This window comes from Burkholderia sp. BCC0506, assembly GCF_902833145.1.
Lineage (GTDB): Bacteria > Pseudomonadota > Gammaproteobacteria > Burkholderiales > Burkholderiaceae > Burkholderia.
Window position 1 is genome coordinate 250,977 of record NZ_CADFEN010000002.1, and the last position, 16,149, is coordinate 267,125.

The 16,149-nt window shown below is 68.0% G+C and carries 18 protein-coding genes and 1 pseudogene; 9 read left to right on the forward strand and 10 right to left on the reverse strand.

Annotation, left to right across the window (positions count from 1 at the left end):
- Window positions 1-14 precede the first annotated feature (14 nt).
- Window positions 15-1,031, reverse strand: a complete 1,017-nt coding sequence (locus HWX62_RS05125; RefSeq protein WP_175930242.1) for a 1-aminocyclopropane-1-carboxylate deaminase — start codon at window positions 1,029-1,031, stop codon at window positions 15-17.
- 196 nt (window positions 1,032-1,227) lie between these two features.
- On the opposite strand from HWX62_RS05125, the gene HWX62_RS05130 reads away from it, so the two are divergent.
- The gene (locus HWX62_RS05130) at window positions 1,228-1,728 is read left to right on the forward strand and encodes an Lrp/AsnC ligand binding domain-containing protein (RefSeq protein WP_175930241.1); all 501 of its coding nucleotides are present in this window, start codon (window positions 1,228-1,230) and stop codon (window positions 1,726-1,728) included.
- A 232-nt stretch (window positions 1,729-1,960) separates the two neighbouring features.
- On the forward strand, window positions 1,961-3,682 hold the full coding sequence (poxB, locus tag HWX62_RS05135; RefSeq protein WP_175930240.1) for a ubiquinone-dependent pyruvate dehydrogenase: 1,722 nt from the start codon (window positions 1,961-1,963) through the stop codon (window positions 3,680-3,682).
- A gap of 39 nt (window positions 3,683-3,721) precedes the next feature.
- Here the strand turns inward: poxB and HWX62_RS05140 are convergent, their stop codons facing one another.
- Window positions 3,722-4,006, reverse strand: a complete 285-nt coding sequence (locus HWX62_RS05140) for a hypothetical protein (RefSeq protein WP_175930239.1) — start codon at window positions 4,004-4,006, stop codon at window positions 3,722-3,724.
- Between the two features lie 173 nt (window positions 4,007-4,179).
- On the opposite strand from HWX62_RS05140, the gene HWX62_RS05145 reads away from it, so the two are divergent.
- Entirely contained in the window at window positions 4,180-4,770 is a 591-nt protein-coding gene (locus HWX62_RS05145; RefSeq protein WP_175930238.1) for a methyltransferase domain-containing protein, read from the forward strand.
- A gap of 58 nt (window positions 4,771-4,828) precedes the next feature.
- Here HWX62_RS05145 and HWX62_RS33000 read toward each other — a convergent pair.
- Window positions 4,829-5,079: pseudogene (locus tag HWX62_RS33000) on the reverse strand (acyltransferase); the annotation flags it as partial.
- A 359-nt stretch (window positions 5,080-5,438) separates the two neighbouring features.
- Here HWX62_RS33000 and HWX62_RS05150 point away from each other — a divergent pair.
- Both HWX62_RS05150 and HWX62_RS05155 read left to right on the forward strand, forming a co-directional pair.
- Window positions 5,439-5,789, forward strand: coding sequence for a hypothetical protein (locus HWX62_RS05150; RefSeq protein ID WP_175930237.1), 351 nt, complete (start codon window positions 5,439-5,441; stop codon window positions 5,787-5,789).
- Between the two features lie 128 nt (window positions 5,790-5,917).
- A complete protein-coding gene (locus HWX62_RS05155; RefSeq protein ID WP_175930236.1) occupies window positions 5,918-6,484 on the forward strand; it encodes a hypothetical protein in 567 nt (188 codons plus the stop codon).
- 23 nt (window positions 6,485-6,507) lie between these two features.
- Here the strand turns inward: HWX62_RS05155 and HWX62_RS05160 are convergent, their stop codons facing one another.
- Window positions 6,508-7,383, reverse strand: coding sequence for a LysR family transcriptional regulator (locus HWX62_RS05160; protein ID WP_006479882.1), 876 nt, complete (start codon window positions 7,381-7,383; stop codon window positions 6,508-6,510).
- 161 nt (window positions 7,384-7,544) lie between these two features.
- On the opposite strand from HWX62_RS05160, the gene HWX62_RS05165 reads away from it, so the two are divergent.
- From HWX62_RS05165 to HWX62_RS05175, 3 genes are all read left to right on the forward strand, one after another.
- Window positions 7,545-8,864: a DUF3422 domain-containing protein gene (locus tag HWX62_RS05165; protein WP_175930235.1), complete on the forward strand. Its 1,320-nt coding sequence runs from the start codon at window positions 7,545-7,547 to the stop codon at window positions 8,862-8,864.
- Window positions 8,865-8,898: 34 nt separating this feature from the next.
- Window positions 8,899-9,099 carry a hypothetical protein gene (locus HWX62_RS05170; protein WP_175930431.1) on the forward strand — a complete coding sequence of 67 codons (201 nt, stop codon included), beginning with the start codon at window positions 8,899-8,901 and terminating at the stop codon, window positions 9,097-9,099.
- 108 nt (window positions 9,100-9,207) lie between these two features.
- Window positions 9,208-9,642, forward strand: a complete 435-nt coding sequence (locus tag HWX62_RS05175; RefSeq protein WP_175930234.1) for a GNAT family N-acetyltransferase — start codon at window positions 9,208-9,210, stop codon at window positions 9,640-9,642.
- A gap of 61 nt (window positions 9,643-9,703) precedes the next feature.
- Here the strand turns inward: HWX62_RS05175 and HWX62_RS05180 are convergent, their stop codons facing one another.
- Complete coding sequence (locus tag HWX62_RS05180; RefSeq protein WP_175930233.1) at window positions 9,704-10,600, reverse strand: LysR family transcriptional regulator; 897 nt, start codon at window positions 10,598-10,600, stop codon at window positions 9,704-9,706.
- Window positions 10,601-10,737: 137 nt separating this feature from the next.
- On the opposite strand from HWX62_RS05180, the gene tam reads away from it, so the two are divergent.
- Window positions 10,738-11,523 (forward strand): trans-aconitate 2-methyltransferase, encoded by a 786-nt coding sequence (gene tam, locus HWX62_RS05185; protein ID WP_175930232.1) that lies wholly within the window; start codon window positions 10,738-10,740, stop codon window positions 11,521-11,523.
- A gap of 41 nt (window positions 11,524-11,564) precedes the next feature.
- On the opposite strand, the gene HWX62_RS05190 is transcribed toward tam, so the two are convergent.
- The 5 genes from HWX62_RS05190 to HWX62_RS05210 all read right to left on the reverse strand — a co-directional run bounded on the left by HWX62_RS05190 (window position 11,565) and on the right by HWX62_RS05210 (window position 16,146).
- Window positions 11,565-12,155, reverse strand: coding sequence for a GNAT family N-acetyltransferase (locus HWX62_RS05190; RefSeq protein ID WP_175930231.1), 591 nt, complete (start codon window positions 12,153-12,155; stop codon window positions 11,565-11,567).
- A gap of 34 nt (window positions 12,156-12,189) precedes the next feature.
- A complete protein-coding gene (locus HWX62_RS05195) occupies window positions 12,190-13,056 on the reverse strand; it encodes a helix-turn-helix transcriptional regulator (RefSeq protein ID WP_175930230.1) in 867 nt (288 codons plus the stop codon).
- A 242-nt stretch (window positions 13,057-13,298) separates the two neighbouring features.
- Window positions 13,299-14,690: an MFS transporter gene (locus HWX62_RS05200; protein ID WP_175930229.1), complete on the reverse strand. Its 1,392-nt coding sequence runs from the start codon at window positions 14,688-14,690 to the stop codon at window positions 13,299-13,301.
- Window positions 14,691-14,873: 183 nt separating this feature from the next.
- Complete coding sequence (locus tag HWX62_RS05205) at window positions 14,874-15,737, reverse strand: SH3 domain-containing protein (protein WP_175930228.1); 864 nt, start codon at window positions 15,735-15,737, stop codon at window positions 14,874-14,876.
- A gap of 40 nt (window positions 15,738-15,777) precedes the next feature.
- Window positions 15,778-16,146, reverse strand: a complete 369-nt coding sequence (locus tag HWX62_RS05210) for a hypothetical protein (RefSeq protein WP_175930227.1) — start codon at window positions 16,144-16,146, stop codon at window positions 15,778-15,780.
- Window positions 16,147-16,149: the final 3 nt, after the last annotated feature.

Sequence of the window (16,149 nt, forward strand, 5' to 3'; positions counted from 1 at the left end):
GCACCCGCGCCACCTCACCCCTCCCCAAGAATCCCGTGGTACGCGCTCAACGCCGGCACCCCGCCCAAGTGCGCATACAACACCTTCGACCCCGGCTCGAATTCTCCGCGCCGCACCTTGTCGATCATCCCGTGCATCGATTTCCCTTCATAGACGGGATCGGTCAGCATGCCCTCCAGCCGCGCGCACAGCCGAATCGCCTCGAGCGTGCCTTCGCTCGGCAAGCCGTACTCGGGGCCGCCGTAGCGCGTATCGAGGATCACGTCCTGTTCGGTGATCGCGCGCCCGAGATCCACCAGCTCGGCCGTATGGCGCGCGATCCGCGTGATCTGCGCATGCGTCTTTTCCGGCGTCGCCGATGCGTCGATGCCGATCACGCGGTCCGCGCGCCCGTCGGCCGCGAAGCCGACGACCATCCCCGCCTGCGTGCTGCCCGTCACGGAGCAGACCACGACGTAGTCGAACTTGAAGCCGAGTTGCGCTTCCTGCGCGCGCACTTCTTCCGCGAAGCCGACGAACCCGAGCCCGCCGAGCGGATGCTCGGAGCAGCCGGCCGGAATCGGATACGGCTTGCCGCCCGCCTCCCGCACGCTCTCCATCGCTTCTTGCCAACTGCGGCGAATGCCGATGTCGAAGCCGTCGGCGACGAGCCGCACGTCGGCGCCCATCATCCGCGACAGCTGGATGTTGCCGACGCGGTCGTACACCGGATCTTCATAGTTGACCCAGTGCTCCTGCACGAGCACGCACTTCATCCCGAGATGCGCGGCGACGGCCGCGACCTGGCGCGTCTGGTTCGACTGCACGCCGCCGATCGACACGAGCGTATCCGCGCCCTGCGCGAGCGCGTCGGGCACGAGGTATTCGAGCTTGCGCGTCTTGTTGCCGCCGAACGCGAGGCCGCTGTTGCAGTCCTCGCGCTTCGCATACAGCTCGACCTTGCCGCCGAGGTGTTCGCTCAAGCGCTTGAGCGGCTGGATCGGCGTCGGGCCGAACGTGAGCGGATAACGGGGGAAGCGTTGCAGATTCATCGGCGGGGGCTCCGGAGGGGGTGAACAAAAAAGGGGAAATCGATCGCTTGGGCGCGGCAAGCCGTGCGCCGCTGAGAAAAAATGATAGGCAGAAGCGCGGGAAATGAGCTTGCGAAATGAATGGCGGTGGCCTACGTTATCGACGATATGAACGAGAATTAAACAATTTCGATTCGTCGACGAGGAGGTTAGCGCAATGAAATTAGATCGCGGCAGCGTATCGCAGGCCGACGCCGCACCGGCGCTCGACCGCATCGACCGCGCGATCCTGCGGCAACTGCAGCAGGACGCGTCGATCTCGAACGTGAGCCTCGCGGCGAAAGTGAAGCTGAGCGCGCCGGCGTGCCTGCGGCGCGTCGAGCGGCTGAAGGAAATGGGGCTGATCCGCGGGATCGTCGCGCTGCTCGACCCGAAGCCGCTCGGCGCCGGCATGCTGGTCGTGATCGGCTTCGTGCTCGATCGCTCGACGCCGGAAACGTTCGCCGCGTTCGAGAAGGCCGCGCAGAAGGTGTCGGGGTGCGTCGAATGCCATGTCGTGACCGGCGAGTTCGACTATTTCATGCTGGTGCGCACGCGCGACAACGACAGTTTCAATCGGTTGCACGCCGAACAGCTGCTGTATCTGCCGGGTGTGCGGCAGGTGCGGTCGTTCATGGTGCTCAAGGAGATTCTTTCGACGCACGCGCTGCCGCTGTAAGCGAGCCTGTCCGGCGAACGCGCGCCGGGCAAGTGCATTGCCCGTCCGTTTGCCGACGAAACCGTGACAGTCTCCCGACGCCGCCGAAAGGAACCGAACGAAACGCGCGCACGCGCGTCGCACGTTCACGACGCGGTATGAACCGATCGCGTATGCTCGTTCCGTCGGCGGCGCGAGCCTGCCGCCGGAGCCGGTTCATGCATGTGACGACCCATCAACGAGCGAGGACATCATGGCAAGACAGACGATGGCGGAATACCTGGCGAAGACGCTGGCGGCAGCGGGCGTCGAGCGCATCTGGGGCGTGACGGGCGACAGCCTGAACGGCCTGTCGTTCAGCCTGAGCCAGATCGGCTCGATCCGCTGGATGCACACGCGGCACGAGGAAAGCGCGGCGTTCGCGGCCGGCGCCGATGCGGCGTCGACCGGGCGGCTCGCGGTGTGCGCGGGCAGTTGCGGCCCCGGCAACCTGCACCTGATCAACGGGCTGTACGACTGCCATCGCAATCACCAGCCGGTGCTCGCGATCGCCGCGCATATTCCGTCGACCGAGATCGGCCTCGGCTACTTCCAGGAAACCCATCCGCAGGAGCTGTTCCGCGAGTGCAGCCACTTCGCCGAGCTCGTGACGAACGCATCGCAATTTCCGCGCGTGCTGGCGCGCGCGATGCGCACCGCGATCGAGGCGCGCGGCGTGGCGGTGATCGTGCTGCCCGGCGACATCGCACTCGGCGACGGCCCCGACGAGGCGCCGGCGTGGAGCGAATCGTCGCCGCCGTCGATCCTGCCGGCCGACGCCGATCTCGACCGGCTCGCGGCGCTGCTCAACGGGTCGGACGCGGTCACGCTGCTGTGCGGCAGCGGCACGCAGGGCGCGCACGACGAAGTGGTCGCGCTGGCCGACACGCTCGGCGCGCCGGTCGTGCATGCGCTGCGCGGCAAGCAGTTCGTCGAATGGGACAACCCGTTCGACGTCGGGATGACGGGGCTGATCGGCTTCAGCTCCGGCTATCACGCGATGGAATCGTGCGACACGCTGCTGATGCTCGGCACGGATTTCCCGTACCGGCCGTTCTATCCGACGAACGCGAAGATCGCGCAGATCGACTGGAAGGGCTCGCAGCTCGGCCATCGCGCGCCGCTCGCGCTGGGGCTGGTGGGCACCGTGAAGGAAACGATCGCGGCGTTGCTGCCGCGCTTGACGCGCAAGACGCAGCGCCGCTTCCTCGAGAATGCGCTGAAGCACTACGCGGCCGCGCGCAAGGGGCTCGACGATCTCGCGGTGGCCGAGCCGCCGGGCCGCGCGATCCATCCGCAGTACCTGACGAAGATCGTCGACGAAGTCGCGGCGGAGGATGCGATCTTCACGGCCGACGTCGGCACGCCGACGCTGTGGGCCGCGCGCTACCTGACGATGAACGGCAAGCGGCAATTGCACGGCTCGTTCAATCACGGCTCGATGGCGAACGCGATGCCGCAGGCGCTCGGCGCGCAGGGCGCGCATCCGGGACGGCAGGTCGTGTCGCTGTCGGGCGACGGCGGGCTGTCGATGCTGCTCGGCGATCTGCTGAGCGCCCGCCAGCTCAAGCTGCCGATCAAGGTCGTCGTGTACAACAACAGCCTGCTCGGCTTCGTGTCGATGGAGCTGAAGGCGGCCGGCTATCTCGACACGAACGTCGACCTGAGCCCGACCGACTTCGCGGCGATCGCGAAGGGCGCCGGGATCTTCAGCGTGCGCGTCGAGCATTCGGAGAACGTCGAGCACGCGTTGCGCACGGCGTTCGAGCATGACGGGCCGGCGGTGGTGGACGTCGTCACGTCGAAGTACGAGCTCGCGATGCCGCCGAAGATCGAGCTCGCGCATGCGAAGGGTTTCAGCCTGTTCATGCTGCGCGCGATTCTCAGCGGGCGTGGCGACGAGATCGTCGAACTCGCGAGAACCAACTTGCGCTGAGGGCATGTCGTGCGCCGTGCAGCGAACATGGCGCACGGTTCACGGCTCCGGCAACGTCGCTGTGTCGCGCACGGGTTCGACGAACCACCTCGACGCGGCCGACGAACGACGGTTCGCGGGCGAGAGACGCGGCGTGTCGAAGTCCCGCCCCCCATTTCGGCCGCCGTGGCGCTGGGCCGGCGAGCCCGCCGCGATCGGGATGGCGCGCTGCAGCAAATCCGGCGTGCCGGCGAGCGCTGTCCCGCGCACGTGCTGCGGTGCGTCGATCGCTGACCGAAACTCGGCGGCCGATCGGGCACGAATTGTCAGCGGAATCAGGGTCAATCTTCACGTCGCCTTAAGTTTGCGTTTCCTAGAATCGATTGACCGCCGCGCGCCCTGCGGCGGACCGATTCGCCCAGGAGGATGCGCATGAACGTTGCCCGTGTCGCCGTAGCCCTGTCCCGTGCGGTCGTCGGCGCGCCGCCGCCGGCCGCGCAAGCGCCGGAGGCCCGCCCATGACGTGGCCGAACGCGTGGCGTGTCTCGGCACTGTTCGTGCGCGAGTGGGTCGGCCGGCCGGCCGCGGTGGGCGCGTTGTGCCCGAGTTCGCGGCATCTGGCGCGCGAGATGGCCGACGCGGTGCCGGACGGCGACGGGCTCGTCGTCGAGCTCGGCGGCGGCACCGGCGCGATCACCGCGGCGCTGCTCGAACGCGGTGTCGCGCCGCGGCGCCTCGTCGTGGTCGAACGCTCGCCGGCGTTCGTGCAGCATCTGCGGCGACGCTTTCCCGGTATCTCGATCGTCGCGGGCGACGCGCGGCGGCTCGAGCGGCTGCTGCCGCCGGACGCCACGGTCGACGCGATCGTGTCGTGCCTGCCGTTGCGCACGCTGCCGCGCGAGGACGTGACGGCGATCGTCGGTCAATGTCATCGCGTGCTGTCGGCCGACGGCGTGATGATCCAGTTCACGTATGACCTGCGCCCACCCGGGCGTCATCCGCTCGGCGATTCGGCATTCATTGCCAGCGGCAGTCGGATCGTCTGGGCCAATCTTCCGCCGGCGCGTATCGTGACCGTGCGCTGCTGCGCCGCGGAATACGCCGGCTGAGCTCGGTCGTGCGGGGCCTCCGGCCGCGGGGCGCCGTCGCATTTTGTCAGCAGAGAAGCTAGACGCGCGCGCTATCCATCGCGTGCGCCGCAGGCCGCGATGCAATCCGCTTGATGAAGCGATCGAGCGGCGTCGCATAGCCGCGCGCGATGATCGCCTTGCGCCTGCCGACAGCGCCAGATCCGCGACGAGCAGCGCCAGCCTGGTGTCGCCTTGCGTGGCGGGCGGCGGCCAGAACGTGCGCGACGTGCCGAGCACGATCAGATGGAACAGGTACAGTTCGTAGCTGAGCCGGCCGCTCCAGCGCAGCGAGTGGAAAGCGCCCGGCATATCGCCGCGGACCGTGCGGGCCGAGTCCGCCGAACGGCTGATCTGGCGTCGAAGTGATTGTCCGTCTTGCCCCGCCTTACGCCCCGTTGAATGTGGGCAGTGCTACGCGACCACGGCGCGGTCGTGGATGGTCGACGGCGGATGTGCGTGTCGCTCGAGGCACTCGTCTCACGCGGTACCCGCGACGCAGGCGATACCGCAAGCGCGACGTCCGGGGCGCGATCCCGACGCGCGCATGCCTTTTTTTGCACGGCCGCGCCGTTTTTTTGCACGGCGTTTATACCGCCTCTTCTAAGCTGAGGGCGTGTCGAACAGCCCAGACGGTTTCCGTCCGCGCCATGACCTTCATTCATCCCTTTCCCGCGTTCGATGTCGGCGCACGCCGGTTGTGCGCCGCCACATCGGGCAGCGTCGTGCCGTTCCCGCCGCACCCGCGCCCGCGCCTGCAACTGCCCGTCACGCTGACGGCCGACTCCGCCGCCGCGCACGCGCGGCTCGCCGCGTTGCTGCATTCCCCGCTCGGCGTGTATGTCGTCCGCGCCCGCACCGTGCGCAACGTGATCCACGTGCACTTCGACATCGCCCCGGAAGACCTGGATTTCACGCTGCACACGCTGATCGCGCAGCAAGTCGACGCTGTGATCGGGCCGATCGCGCGCCAATTGCAGCGCCGGGCGGGCGGGCGCTGAGTCGGGAACGCCGATTGCTTGGCTCATCCGCCGCCGATTCGCCGGGCGCCGTGCTGTCCGCCGGCCGGTGAGGGCGGTCGTTTGTGCGCTGCGTCGAACGCGGCGCTACCCCTGAACAGGGAGGGCCCATGTACCTTACGGAAGAAGTACGTATCGCGCGCCCGGCTGCCCGTCGCGCGCATGCCGGGGCGTTGCCGTCGGGCAGGCAGCTTGCCCGGCAGTTGATGGTGACGGTTCGCGCGGCGGACGTGCTGCTGCGCCAGGCGATCCGCGTGCCCGATCGCCACCAGTGGTCGGTCGACGCCGAACGCGTCGATGCGGCCGGCGGGCCGCTTACCGCGTGGGATTCCCACGTGACGTTCCGCGTCGTCAAGGCGTTCGCACCGGCGCTCGATGCGGATGCGCGTGCGGCCGACCCCGATCAAGCGGCGGTCGAGATTCGATTGTTTCTTCCCGAACAGGCTTACGTGGCCGAGCGGCGCATCGGCATCTTCGGCCGGCGGCACGGCCAGCGCTTCAGCGCGACGCTGTCGGTCACGGCCGGCTCGCAGTGGGGCGGCCGGCGCAGCGAGCACGTGCCGCCGGCAGGGCGCCACGTGCACGGCGACACGCTGGAAGCGCTCGTCGATACGGTGGCCGGCATCGTCAACGCGGCGTTGCGCGTGTCCGGGCATGGCGCGACCGGCCACGGCTGACGCGGCGGCGCGCGACCGCGGGCTCACACGTCGCCGGTCTGCCCGGTCTGCCGTTGCAGGTCTTCCATCAATTGTTCCGCGAGGAAGTCGCACGGCGGCCGTTTCGACTTGGTGCTGCGCGCGAGGATCAGCTCGAGCGGCGGCAGGTCGGGCAGCCCGTGCGAGCGGCCGAGCATCGACAGTTGCGCGGGAATCGCGCAGCGGGCGAGCGGCGCGACCGCGAGGCCGGCCTCGACCATGCTGAGCAGCCCGAGCAGGCTCGGGCTTTCATACGACGTGCGGTACGGTACTTTCGCGCGTTCGAGGCTGCGGATCGCGTTCTCGCGCGCGACGCTGCCCGGCATGAACACCGCGATCGGCAGCGGCCGTTCTTCCCAGACGCGCGGCCCATTCGTCATCGCGGCCCACGCCATCGGCTCGTGGCGGATGAAGTCGCCCGACAGCCCCTTGATACGCGTGCCGCACACGAGATCGACGGTGCCCTCCTTGATCAGCGGCGCGAGCGCGCTGCTCGGCAGCCCCATCACCTGGATCTCGACCTTCGGGTAGGTCGCGGAGAATTTTTTCAGGACCGACGGCAGCAGCGACGACGCATAGTCGTCCGGCACGCCGATCACGACCTTGCCGGTCACTTCCGGCCGCACCACGGCCGCCCATGCCTCGTCGCGCAGCGCCAGCATTCGTCTGGCGAATCCCAGCAGCACCTCGCCCTCGCGCGTCAGCACGATGCTGCGCGGCTTGCGCACGAACAGCGGCCGGCCGATCGCGTCCTCCAGGCTCTTGATCTGCATGCTCACGGCCGACTGCGAGCGGTTCACGGCCTCGGCCGCGCGGGTCATGTTGCCGGTTTCCGCGACGGCGACGACGGTGGCCAGCACGTCGTGATCGAGCATCTTCATCGGTATCAGGAAAACTGAACGTAACGATCAGTATTATGCGTTTTTATTGTTGCTGTGTGTCTGCCATAGTGCGATCACGCTGGCGTTTCGCCCGAGGGTGGCGCGGCGTTCACGCCGTTGACCCGGCATGCAGCACCGAACAAGGAAAGCGTGGTGTATCGATGATCGACCATCCGTTGCGCGCCGCACTGGCCGCGGAATTGCATGCCCGGCCGTTCCTGCGGCTCGCCGAAGCCGTGTCGCTCACGCATTACGCGATCTATGCGGACGGCCAGCCCGACATCCACGAAACGCTGCTGCACGCGCTGTGCCGCGAGACGGGCATCGACGCCCCGCACGACGGCGCGACGCACTACGCGGTGCAGTCGCCGTGCGGCTGGCACCTGAAGTGGGAGCGTCACACCGAATTCTCGACCTTCACGTTCGTCGCGCCGCGTCGCGACACCGGCTATTTCGACGATCTCGCGATCGCCGGCATTCCGGCCGCGTGGTTCGCGCGGCTGGCCGGCATCCGCTTCGTCGCGGTGCGGATGGAGCTGCTGTCGGGCGACGCGGCGCGGCGCGTGTGCGGCGACCTGCGGCGCTGGATCGACGGGCCCGCGCTCGTCGGCAGCCACGTGCTCGGCGGCGGCAAGGTGTTCTGCGACTGGCACGTGCGCGACGACGGCTTCATGCGTTTTCTCGTCGTCGACGAGGATTTCCGCGAGGAGCAGGGCGGCCGCCTGTTGCAGCGCCTGTATGAAATCGAGACGTACCGGATGATGGCGCTGCTCGCGCTGCCGGTCGCGCGCCGGATGAGCCGCGAACTCGACGAGATCCATGCGGCGCTGCACGCGTTGATGCAGCGGATGGATGCGGGCGGCGCCGACGGCGATGACGCAGCGTTGCTCGTCAAGCTCACGCATCTCGCGGTGCGGGTCGAATCGTTGTCGGGATCGGGGGCGCGCTTCAGCGCGTCGCGCGCATACGAAAAGCTCGTGCTGGCGCGCATCCAGGAGTTGCGCGAGGAGCGTATCGAAGGGATGCCGACGATCGCCGAATTCATGGAGCGGCGTTTCGCGCCGGCGATGGAAACGTGCCGCAGCGTGTGGGCGCGCCACGAACAGATCGCCGCGCGCATCGCACGGGCGGTCGACCTGCTGCGCACGCGCGTGAACCTCGCGCAGGAAAAGGACGTGACGCGCCTGCTGGCCGGCATGGAGCGTACGGCGCGCAACCAGCTGCATTTGCAGCACGCGGTCGAAGGGCTGTCGGTGGCCGCGATTTCGTACTACGTGCTGTCGCTCGCGACGGCGGCGTTCAAGGCGCTGCACGTGATGAACCTGCCGGTCGATCCCGAACTGGCGGAAGGGCTGCTGATCGCGCCGGTCGTGTTCGCGGTGATCCACATCACGCGGCGCACGCGCGCGCAGCTTGCGCGGACCGAAGCGGCGCATGACGGCGCCCCCGTGCATGCGGCGCCGTTGAAGCAGGCCGGCTAGCACATCGACGACATATCCAGGCAAAGGAGTGGAGATGACTTTCATGCAAACGCAATCTGAATCCTTCGGTGGCCTCGACGCCTTCGACGAACCGGCGCGGGAAGAAACCGGCGCGCCGGAACCGGTGCGCGCGACCTCGTATCATGCCGTGCTGCTGGAGCCGACGACGTCGCTCGTCGGCGGCACGATCGATCGGCCCGAGGTCGCTGCCGTGGCGATCCTCGGGTACAACTGACGCGCGTTCCGTTCGCTGTGATCGTTGCGAGCTGACGCGCTATAGTCGTGCGATATCCGCCGCGTGTAGTGCGCAGCCGGCGGCCGATCCACGTACGCGTTCACCTCGATGACAGCCCTTCCCGACGTTACCCTTCAACTGACCGACACCGAGCAGCCCGCCGCTCGAGACTTCATCAGCCGCAAGCTCGGCGAATTCAACCATGCGATGACGGGGCGCGCCGATGCGGCCGCGCTCGACGTCTACGTGACCGATCCCGCGACCGGCGAGGTGTTGGGCGGCCTCACCGGCCGCACGTCGCTCGGGCTGTTCTTCATCGACCTGTTCTATCTGCCCGAATCGCTGCGCGGCGGCGGCTTCGGCAGCCGGCTGCTGCGCGAGGCCGAAGCGGAAGCGAAGCGGCGCGGTTGCGCGCGTGCGGTGCTGTACACGATCTCGTTCCAGGCGCCCGACTTCTATCGGAAGCACGGGTACGAGACGTTCGGCGAAGTGCCGTGCGAGCCGGAAGGCGCGGCGCGCGTGTTCATGGTGAAGGTGCTTTGAGCGGCAACGGCCCGTTTCCTGACATCTCGTGACACGCCGATGGCGGCGTATCGCTCGCGGCTCACCGCCCGGGCGCCGCACGCTCGACGATCATGTCGTACAGCGCCCGCGCCGCGGGCGACAGTTGCGCGTGCCTGCGCGTGACGAGCACGAGCGTGCGCGACACCGACGGCTCGACGAGTTCGATCGTGCGGATCATCGGATACGCGTTCTTCTGGATCGCGAGCTTCGGCACGACCGCCGCGCCGAGCCCTTCCGCGACGAGCCCGAGCGCCGTCGAACTGCGCTGCACCTCGTAGAACGAATGCAGCGACACGCCGCTCGTCTTCAGCGCGCCTTCGAGCAGCCCGCGATTGCCGCTCACTTCGCCGGCGAAGATCAGCGGATGCGGCTGCAGCGCCGCCCAGCGGATGCGCCGCCGCTTCGCGAGCGGATGATCGTCGCGGCACACGAGCACGTAAGGGTCATGGGCGAGCGGCATGCTGACGAGTTCCGGGTGCTGATCGCCGGCGATGCCGATGCCGAATTCGGCTTCGCGCCGCAGCACGGCCTGCAACACCGACGCCGACGCGTGATCGAGAATCTTCACGCGATCGTGCGGCCGATGGTCGGAGAAGGCGCGCAGGATGCGCGGCAGGTACTGCACGCCGACCGTCGGCACGCACGCGATCGTGACGTCGCCGCGCTGGCTCAGGCCCGTCTCGCGGATTTCGGTCAGCGCGTCGGACAGTTCGTTCAGCAGCCGGCGCGCCTGCGGCAGGAAACGCCGGCCGATCTCGGTCAGCGTGGTGCGGCGCGTCGTGCGCTCGACCAGCGCGACGCCGAGATACGCTTCGAGCTTGCGCAGCCGCTGCGTGATCGCCGTTTGCGTGACGTGCAGCGTATCGGCTGCTTGCCTGAAGCTGCCGCCGTCGGCGATCGCGACGAAAGCCTGGACACCGAGCGTATCGATCTTCATTAGAATTTTGAATCAATCACGATATTAAATTCATTTTACTGAAGGTCGGGTGCAGTCGCAGAATGCGCTGCATCGGCGGCCCGCTGCCTCCCTGCCGGGATGCCCGGAAGCTGCCCACGCCGACAAGGAGATCTATCGTGACGACCCCGCTCGATCAATATGCGACCCAGTACGTGCAGTTCGAGGACGAACGGACCAGGCCGGTGCGCGACCTGCTGGCCGCCGTGCCGAAGACGCCGATCCATACCGCGATCGATATCGGCTGCGGGCCGGGCAATTCGACGGAAGCGCTGATCGCGCGCGCGCCGGACGCGACGATCCACGGGATCGATGCGTCGGCGGACATGATCGCGGCCGCGCGCAAGCGCCTGCCGGCGCTGCGTTTCTACCTGGCCGACGTGTCCACCTGGGACGATCCGGGCGGCTACGACCTGATCCTGTCGAATGCGGTGCTGCAATGGGTGCCGGCACACGACACGCTGTTCCCGAAGCTGGTCGGCCGCCTCGCGCCGGGCGGCCATCTCGCGGTGCAGATGCCCGACAACCTCGACGAACCCGCGCACCGGCTGATGCGCGAAGTCGCCGCGGCCGGGCCGTGGGCCGACAAGCTGAAAGGCGCGGCGCGCACCGAGCGATTCGATGCGCGCTATTACCACGCGCTGCTGGCGCCGCTCTGTTCGCGCGTGGACGTGTGGCGCACGACCTATTACCACCCACTGCGCGGCGGCACGGATGCGGTCGTCGAATGGTTCAAGGGCAGCGCGCTGCGGCCGTTCCTCACGGCGCTCGACGCGGCCGAACAGCGCGCGTTCCTCGCGCGCTATCGCGACGCGCTGGCCGGGCCGAGTGGCTATCCGGTGCAGGACGACGGGACGGTGCTGTTGCCGTTCCCGCGCCTGTTCGTCGTGGCGACGCGCAAGTAACGCGGCAACGGCACCGCATTGACGCGACGGATGGCGGCGCGTCAGCGCGCCGGCTGTACCGATGCCGGGTCGACCGTGCGGCTTCGCGCGGTCTGGCCGTCGCGCAGGTTCTTGTACCAGAACAGCGCGACTTCCCCGGCGTTCTCGCCGTCGGCGTACAGGAGGCGGTCGTGGCCGCCGAGCGCGAAGCCCGCGCGTGCGTACGTCGAGCAGGCCGCGACGTTGTTCGTCTGTGTTTCGAGCCGCATGAAACCGAACCCGTGGCTGCGTGCCCACGCTTGCGCGGCCGCCAGCAAGAGCTGCCCGATACCCTGGCGCCGGCAGACGCGGTCGACGGCCAGCTCCGCGATCTCGGCCATGCCGTTCCAGCTTTCCTCGATCGCGACGAATCCGGCCAGCCGCTCGCCGGCCGTCGCGCGAAAGAGCGCCGTCCGGCCCGACGCTGCGCTCGCCCGGCCGGCCGGATCGAAGCCGTAGTCCTTGCGCCGCGCCGGCAGCGCGCGCAGATCGAGCAAGTCCTGATACGGCGCGTTCAATTCCCACGCGATGTCGAACGAGAAATCGCATCCGTCCAGTTCGTCGGCGGCAAGCGCGATCGCCGGTTCGATGCTGATGTGTTCGGCTCGGTCCATAGGTCGGTGTCCTGTCTTCGGGGGGATGGCGCGGTCAACCGGGCGTCGTCGAACGGTCCGTTTGCGGCAGGGCGGCAGCCGCCGAACCCCACGCGGCAAGCTCGCGCTTCGTGCGCACGCCGAGCTTCGCAAATGCGCGCTTCACGTACGACTCGGCCGACGTGACCCGCACACCGAGAATCCCGGCGGTTTCCGGCACGGTCTTGCCCAACAGCAGGTGCTTGCAGGTTTCGTATTCGCGCTTCGACAGCTTCATGCCGTCGGCCGCGAGCCGCGCGTCGAATTGCCGGAGCGGATGGACGTCGGGTGTCGGATGGGCGACGCGCCGCGCGGCAGTGGTCGACGCATGCAGTTCGAGCAGCGGAAACAGCATGTCGCTGATGCTGCGGAAGCGGTTCATCTCGGCGAGCGTGAACGGCGGCCGGTCGCGGCCGCGCTCCAGCGCGATCGAATGCTGCGAATGGCGCGTGCCGCGTGCGAGCACGCATTCATGTCCGATATGCACGTCGTCGAACAGCCGCTGGCGGAATTCGCCGGGCGGGATCGCCGCGATGTCGCGCACGACGAGCATCGTGCCCGCCTTGCCGCGCAGCCCCGCGAACAGCGGGTCGCTGTCGAGAAAGCGCTCGTAGTAGAGCGTCATCACGTCGGCGATTTCGGCGGTTTCGGTACCGATGCCGCTGCTGCCGATCCATTCGCAGCGGAAGCCGGTCGGCATCGTCGCGTCGGCGCGCGAGCGCTCGACGTGCGCGACGTCGAGCGGCACGACATCGTTCAGCAGTTGCGTGAGGCGCGGCACGAAGTGCGGCGTGCCGACCGTCTCGATCAGCTCGCCCAATGCCTTGAACGACACGTTGAAGCGGTCGGCGTCGGGGTGAAAGGGGTTCACGTCGAGCGGCATGCGGGTCCCCGGTGAAAAGCGGCGCGATTGTAGCGATCGACGCACGCAACGTCATTAGGGGGAAACACCGTCGATCGTCATGCCGACCCGTTTGCCCCGCAAAACAGCGCTTGCCCCCTGAAGCGGAGCATACCGGGGTAGTGTAAACGCGTCACTTCGTCCGCGCTTTTGTCGATCGGCAGACGAGCGATTCCGATGGCTGCACTGCGACGTTCGGCTTCGACGTGCCGTCCATGTGAAACTCAGGCGTCGATGCGCTCGACCTTGCCGACGAGCAGCCCGTACGACAGGCTGCCCGCGAGCGCCATCGCGGCGATGTAGGTGATCGCGTGCGAGAAGTCCGCGCCGTCGACCAGCAGCCCGATCACGATCGGCGTCGCGATCGCGGCGAGGTTGCCCACCAGGTTGAACACGCCGCCCGTGAGGCCGATGAGTCGCGCCGGTGCGAGCCCCGACACGAGCGACCACGTGATCGATGCAAAGCCGTTGCCGAAGAACGCGATCGTCATGAACGCGATCACCCAGCCCGTGGACGTCACGTAGTTCGCGCCGATGATGCAGGTCGAGATCAGCAGCCCCGAGATGATCGGCAGCTTGCGCGCGAAGCCCTGCGATGCGCCGCGCCGCATCAGCCAGTCCGACAGCACGCCCGAGCACAGCACGCCGACGAACGCGGCAAGGAACGGCAGCGACGCGAGGAAGCCCGACTTGATGAAGTCCATCCCGCGATATTTGACGAGGTAGGTCGGGAACCACGTGAGGAAGAACCACAGCGTCGAGTTCAGCGCGAACTGGCCGAGGTAGATACCCCACAGCTTGCGCCGCCCGAGCACGACGCCGAGATCGCGCCACGTCGACGGCGCGCGCTCGCTGCGCGCCGCGAGGCGGTCCTCGAGATCGACGAGCCCGCCGCCGTCGCGGATCAGCGCGATTTCGGCCGCATTGACGCCGCGCAACGCGCGCGGCTCGCGATACACCGCATACCAGATCGCGGCCCACGCGATGCCGGCGAGACCGGTCGCGACGAATACCATGTGCCAGCCGAGATGCACCTGCAGCCACGCGAGCACCGGCGTGAGGAACGCGAGGCCGACGAACTGGCCCGACGTGTAGCCGCCGATCGCGCTTGCGCGTTCGCGGGTCGGGAACCACGTCGTCACCACGCGGTTGTTGATCGGGTAGGCCGGCGCTTCGAGCGCGCCGACCGCCAGGCGCAGCACGATCAGCCCGACGAACGAGCCGGCGAAACCGAGCAGCAGCGTCGCGGCCGACCACAGCGCGAGCGCACCCGCATACAGCACGCGCGGCGACACCTTGTCGACGAGCCAGCCGCCCGGAATCTGCATCAGCGCATAGGTCCAGCCGAACGCGGAGAACACGAGGCCCGCGCGGACCGGATCGATGTTCAGTTCCTTGAACAGCTCCGGCGCCGCGATCGACAGGTTGCTGCGGTCGAGATAGTTGATCACGACGGTCACGAACAGCAGCGCGAGGATCAGCAGCCGCTTGCGGCTCGGCGGCGTGGTGGCGGTCGCTGTCGCGCGGGCGGCGGATCGGGATTCGGGTAAGGCGCCGGGGTGCGCGGATGGCCGCTCCGGCGGGTTGGCATGGGTGCGTGACGCGGATTGGGCCACGGTCGTCTCCTGTGTTCTATGTTCCGGCCGGCGCTCGCGAACGAGGCGGCCGAATCGAATGGCGTTGGGGCGAACGTTAGAGCCGTGGCGCGGCGTGCGTCAACATTTGGGCAGGCATCCCTATTAATGGGACGTCTTGCGTTCAGTATGTGGGACAGGGCGACGAAGGCAGCGCATCCTGCATCAGTCGGCCATCGCCTCCTTCGTGCTGACCCAGCCCTGCACGGCGCCGGCGCGCGGGTTGCGATATCGCACCTTCAACCACTGAAAATCGTCGCTCGCATCGATCAGCTCCACCTTGTCGCCCGCGACGACGTAGCGGCGCGTGGGCGCAGCACGCATCGCATCGTGCAGCGGCAGGCGCGCCGGGCGTACCTTGAACGCGACCGTGCCGCCGTCATGACCCTGCGGGCGGCGCGACACGCGCTTGCCGTGCTCGTCATAGGTGAGCAGCATCGACGACGGGCCCGATTCGCCGTCGAGCAGATCGCGCAGGTCGTCGGGGACCGCTTCGCTGGTTTGATACAGATACATCCTGCCGGTGCCGTCGAAACGGTACGCATCGGTGTACCAGATCGGGCCACCGCGACACGAGCTGTACAGCGTGCGCGCTTTCGGCTTCGCTTCGACGTTGATCAGCGCGTCGCAATTGCCGTGGGGCCCGTCGCCCGCCGGCATCTTCAGCGGCTCGAACCGCTGGCGCGCGGCGTCGTACAGGTAGATGCCGTATTGCTCGTTGACCATGCCGAGCATCGCGCGCATCGCGAGATCGCGACGACCGTCGAAGTTGTAGTCGTCGGTCGCGAGGTGATAGCGGCCTTCCTCGTCGGCGGCCGTGACGTCGAGCGTCTGCGTTTTTCCGCTCGGCAGGAAACGGACCGTGACGTGCGCGCCGTTCGCGCGCTCGACGCGGGCCGTGACGGTGTCGTCGACCTTGAACTCGAGCAGCGGCTTGGCCGCGTGCGCGGCGGGTGCGATCGACGCACACGTGGCGAACAGCAGCGCGGCGACACGGGGAAGCGGGCGGAATCGCGGGGAGCGCGTCATGAGCGGGCGTCGTGGCGAAGGAAAACGGGTGGGCGACCGGTCAGCGCGGCGTGCTGTCGTCGCGATAGCCGCTCTTGCCGACGAAGATCTCCTTCAGCGCGGCGCGCAGCGTGACCGGATCGTACTGGCCGGGCGCGAGATGGATCACGTAGCGCGTCTGGCCGTCGAGACGCGCGGCGATGCCCGGTTCGATCTCGACGTCGATCGTGTCGTCAGTCAGCCGCACCGACAGATCCTTGACGCGCAGGTTGATCTGGTCGCGCACCATCACTTCGATCAGCGTGTCGTCCGGAAAGCGCGACAACGCGAAGCAATAGTCCTGCTCCGCATCGTGACAGTAGATGTTGGCGAAGCTTTCGTCGTCGTCGATGTCGGACGTGGCCGCGCCGACGGTAGCGTGAAGTTCCATGAA